The 4,562-nt window shown below is 71.0% G+C and carries 4 protein-coding genes; 1 reads left to right on the top strand and 3 read right to left on the bottom strand.

What is annotated here, in order from left to right; translation table 11 throughout:
* Window positions 1–496, top strand: a 496-nt coding sequence (locus Q8M82_RS16260) for an outer membrane protein (protein WP_305692370.1), incomplete at its 5' end; no start/stop codon positions are given.
* A gap of 26 nt (window positions 497–522) precedes the next feature.
* Here the strand turns inward: Q8M82_RS16260 and Q8M82_RS16255 are convergent.
* From Q8M82_RS16255 to Q8M82_RS16245, 3 genes are all read right to left on the bottom strand, one after another.
* Window positions 523–1,719, bottom strand: coding sequence for an E22 family MetX-like putative esterase (locus Q8M82_RS16255; RefSeq protein ID WP_305692369.1), 1,197 nt, complete (start codon window positions 1,717–1,719; stop codon window positions 523–525).
* Window positions 1,720–1,816: 97 nt separating this feature from the next.
* Window positions 1,817–3,574, bottom strand: a complete 1,758-nt coding sequence (locus Q8M82_RS16250; RefSeq protein WP_305692368.1) for an AsmA family protein — start codon at window positions 3,572–3,574, stop codon at window positions 1,817–1,819.
* A gap of 251 nt (window positions 3,575–3,825) precedes the next feature.
* Window positions 3,826–4,562 (bottom strand): ABC transporter permease (locus tag Q8M82_RS16245; protein ID WP_305692367.1); only part of this gene is annotated, 737 nt, incomplete at its 5' end.

Genomic DNA, 4,562 nt, shown 5'->3' with positions numbered 1-4,562 from the left:
CTTCAACTATCAGCTCGGCCCGATGGTGCTCGGCGCCGAGACGGACTTCTCAGCGATGCATACCGGCGGCCGCAAGGCCTCGACCGTCAATCCCTTCGGCGTCGAGGTGACGACGCAGGCGCAGACCGAGCTGTTCACGCTGGGCACCGTGCGGGCGCGCGCCGGCGTCGCCTTCGGCGATCTCCTGGTCTTCGCCACCGGCGGCTATGCCTATGGGCATCTCGGCCAGCGCGGCGCGATCACGCCGGTGCCGACGAACAACCCGACCTATGCCGGCTCCAATCCGCAGATGGTCTCGGGCTGGGCGCTCGGCGGCGGCCTCGAATATGCGCTGGGGCCGATGCTCTCTTTGCGGCTCGACTATCTCCACTACGATCTGGGCACCCAGCGGCTTGTGCTCGGCGAGACCGCCGGGTTCTTCACCGACGAATATGCGACGATGCGGGCCAAGACGCGCGGCGAGATCCTGCGGATGGGCCTGAACATCGGCTTCTGAAGGCGCGCCTTCGGGAGGCGGCCGCGCTATCTCGCCAGGAACGCCCGGATCGCGCCTTCGGCCTGCTTCATCGAGATGACGCCGTCGAGATGGCCGCGGGAGCCCTGGATATGGACATGGGCGAGGTCGACGCCGCCCTTCCTCAGCGTGTCGGCGGTGCGGTCGACCGCATCGGCGGTGAAGACGAGGTCCTTGGGCTGGGTGATCAGCAGCACCGGCGCCTTGATCTTCGTCGCGGCGTCGGCGAGCGAGGTGCCGCCTGCGGCGAAGAGCTGGTTGGCCTTGACCAGATAGAGGAAATGGTTGGCGTCCGAGACCTTGGCGCGGGCCTCGCCGGCATTGTCGAGAATGCTCTGGACCTGGAACTTGCTGCCGAGCGCCTTCGCCGGGTCCTCGCCCTCCTTGGCGGCCCGGCGGCCGAAGGTGGCGTTGGCCCAGTCGGCGTGGTTGGCCTGCAGCGTCACGGCGGTCAGCGCCTTGGCGAGGCCGGCATTGGGCGGCGTCCTGCCGTAATAGTCGCCCCTGTTCCAGTTGGGGTCGACCAGGATCGGGGCCGCCCAGACGTCGAGCCATGCGATCAGCTGCGCATCGGCCTCGCCCGCGCCGATCACCGGCATCGCCTTGGCGACCATCTCGGGATAGCGCGCCGCCCATTCGAAGGTCTGGAGCGAACCCATCGAGGGCCCGGCGACCAGGGCCAGCCGCCTGATGCCGAGACTCTCGACCAGCGCCTTCTGGACATTGACGAAGTCGCCGACCGTCACGACCGGGAAGTCGAGGCCGTAGGGCTTGCCGGTGTCGGGATCGATCGAGGCCGGGCCCGTGGTCGTCGTCTTCGGATCGCCGGTGTTGAGGTTCACCAGCGTGTCGGAAGAGAGGACGAAGTACTTGTCGGTGTCGATCGCCTTGCCGGGGCCGATGATCGCGTCCCAATACCCGGGCGCGGCGTCCTTCGCGTCGTATTTGCCGGCGGCATGCGAGTTGCCCGAGAAGAAATGGCAGATCAGCACGGCGTTGGACTTGTCGGCGTTGAGCGTGCCGTAGCTCTCCCAACCGATCTTGACGTCCTTGAGGGTGCGCCCGCTCTGCGTGGTGAAACGCTCCAGGGAGAAGACCTGCTTTTCGGTCATCATTTCCTGGGCCGCCGCCGGGGCGCCACCGGTCATCAGGTCCATCGCCATCCATCCCAAGAGGCCGGCCGTGGCCGCGATCCAGTGATTCATCGTCTGCTCTCCCGTCGCCGTCCCGGTCGGCCGTCACGCGGCCTTGCCGTATCCAAGCGCAAGGCGACGCCCGACGGAAGCGCGAATGCGGGGAGCCTCAGCGCGAGGGGGGCGGCTCGGCCTCGCCCGCCCCGACCGGGCGCAGCAACGCCTCGGCCTGCAGGTCGAAAGCGGGAGCCGCGAGCGGGCCCTTCAGGCGGAAGGGCAGCCGAAGCGGGCCGGTGGCGGGCTGCAGCAGCGCCGCCATGTCGAGTTGTGCGTCGGCGAGGCCGGCCGTGCCGATCAGGGTGAGGCGGTAGCCCTGGCCGCTCATCTGCGCGTCGGCCAGGGTGAGGATGCCATTGGCGACGGTGACTGTGGCACCGGCGCTGTCGAAGGCCGTCTTGCCCTGGCGCCAATCGCGCAAGGCGAGGCTGGGATTGCGCTCGGCGCGGCGCACGAGTTCGCCGAAGGCGAAGCCCGACAGCTCGCCCTGGCGCAGGGCGAGATTGCCTTTGCCGCTCAGCGACGCGACAAGCTCCGGCAGGGTGTGTCCCAGCCCGTCGAGGCCGAACTGGAGCGCAGCGGTGCCGCTCAGCCGCGCGAGCGACGGCAGGTCGGCGCCGGCCCGGCCGAGATTGACCTTGTCGAGCCCGCCGGTGAGCTTGAGGTCGATGCCTGCGGGGGTCGCGGTCGCCAGCAGGCGGCCCTTGACGCTGCCGCCATAGGCGCTGGCGCGGCCGATGCCGGCCTCGAAGCGCCCTTTCTTGACGAGAAGGTAGGTCGCGACATCGGTGAAACGGGCGCCGTCCAGCCGCAATGTCTCGACCGAGACGCGCAGATCGAGATCCTGCGCCGTCCAGGCCGCGAAGGGCAGGGGAGCGGCATCGGGCGTGAGCGAGGTCGAGGGACGATCGAGTCGCCCGAGCAGGCGACCGGCATCCAGCGTCGCGCCCGCCAGCGTGCCGGAGAGCGCGGTGCGGCCCGCCGCCGTTGCCAGGTTGAGCGCGCCGTCGAGGCGATCTCCGTCGAGGCGCAGCACGACGTTGGTCAGGGCGGTGTCGTTGGGCCGCATGCGCAGATCGGCGCTGAGCGAGAGCGGCCCGATCGCGCCCGCCAGGCGCGGCGCCTCGCCGAACCAGCCGACCAGCTCCGGCAGGGAGCGCGTCGCGAGCGTGAGCTGGCCGGTGGTGATCGTCTCCGGAGCGCTGCTGCGCAGTCCCTCGAACTGGAGCTTCAGGAGCGGCGCTTCGACGCTGAGCATGGTGCGCCCGCGCGCGGTCGCGACCGGCCAGAGCAGGCTGACCTCGGTCGGCACGCCCCGCCAGGTGAAGGTTCCCGCCACCGACAGCGGCGCCTGCGCCTCGCGCTCGGCCAGGACGAGGTTGACGTCGCGCAGGATGCTGCGGATCGCCCCCTCCGCGCGCAGGAAGATCGAACCCGCGGTGATCGTGATGTGACTCTGGCCCCGCAGCCGCTGCAGGTCGTCGAGGGGGCCTGCCAGCCAGTCGGCCGGACCGTCGCCGGCCCGGGCGATCGCCACGTCGAGCTGCGGGCCGACGAGATCGATCCGGTCGACGTCGATCCGGCCGGCGAGCAGCGGCAGGAGCCTGGCCCGGGCCCGCAGCCGCAATGCGCGGCCGGCGAGCGAGCCGTCGCGCTGCGTGAAGGCCACCTGCGACAGGCTGATCCGCGGCAGCGGCAGGAAGGCGATCTCGGCGCGTTCGAGCGCTGTGACCGTCAGGCCGGTGCGGGCCTCGATCGCCCCGATCACATGCTGCTCGACCCGCGCGACCGCGAAGCTCCACGACTGAAGGCCGAGGAGACCGAGCACGAGGATCAGGCTGTAGGCGAGGATCGAGGCGCGTCGCGTCATGAAGTTCTTGGATGAAGATCCGAGGGAGGAGTGCAGTGGCCTTGGTCAGCAAGGCGCGGCGAACGCCGGCGAACCGCCGTTCGGGAGATCGTCAGCGGCGAAAGACCCATGCCGGCTGGCCTCCGAAGCCTCGCCCCGGCCGAGGCGGCGGCCCTTCGTCATGGCCCGGCGACGGGTGGGGCAGGCGTTCCCAGGCCCTCGTTCCGCTCATGTCCCCGTTTAGGACGACGGGCCGGGCTTGTCGAGCCGGCTCAACCAGGCCGCCCACCGGCGCGGGCCAGCCGCACCGCGGGGTAGAGGCCGGCGAGCACGATCAGCAGCCCGGCGAGCGCCCCGTCCTCGAAGGCGCCGCGCGAGGCGTGGCCGTAGACGGTGGTCGCGAGCGTCTCGACATTGAGCGGACGCAGCAGCAGCGTCGCGGGGAGTTCCTTGAGGCAGTCGACGAAGACGAGCAGGGCGGCCGCCGCGACGGCCGGGCGGGCCAGTGGCCAGTGCATCCGTCGCATCACCTCCGGCGCGCCGGCGCCGAGCGTGCGGGCGGCGTCGTCGATCCGCGGCGAGATGCGCGACAGCCCGCTCTCGACGCCCGAGACGGCGATGGCGAGGAAGCGGACGACATAGGCGAGGACGAGAGCCGCTCCCGAACCGATCAGCAGCAGGCCGCTGTTCAGGCCGAACCAGCGCCGCAGCGCGTCCGCCACGACGTTGTCGAGCGCCGCCAGCGGCACCAGCAGGCCGAGCGCGAGCACCGTGCCGGGCACCGCGTAGCCCAGCGAGGCGAGTCGCGACAGCGCGGGGAGCCATGGCTCGCGTCCTTGCCGCCGGGCCGCCGCGATGCCGACGCCGAGCAGGATCACGACACCGGAGGCGAGGCCCGAGAAGACGAGCGCGTTGAACAGGGCGCGCAGCATGGCGCCGTCGAATTGCTGCCAGAGATCGCGGCGCAGGACCTCCGCCGCGAGGAAGGCCAGCGGCAGCAGCGCGCCGA

Source organism: Allobosea sp., assembly GCF_030694325.1.
Lineage (GTDB): Bacteria > Pseudomonadota > Alphaproteobacteria > Rhizobiales > Beijerinckiaceae > Allobosea.
Note: the sequence above shows the minus strand (reverse complement) of the source record. Positions and strands in the feature narration are given on the sequence as shown.

Excerpts from the sequence above, each read along its gene's own strand:
- Q8M82_RS16255 (WP_305692369.1), bottom strand. The coding sequence starts at position 1,719 with ATGAATCACTGGATCGCGGCCACGGCCGGCCTCTTGGGATGGATGGCG.
- Q8M82_RS16250 (WP_305692368.1), bottom strand. The coding sequence starts at position 3,574 with ATGACGCGACGCGCCTCGATCCTCGCCTACAGCCTGATCCTCGTGCTC.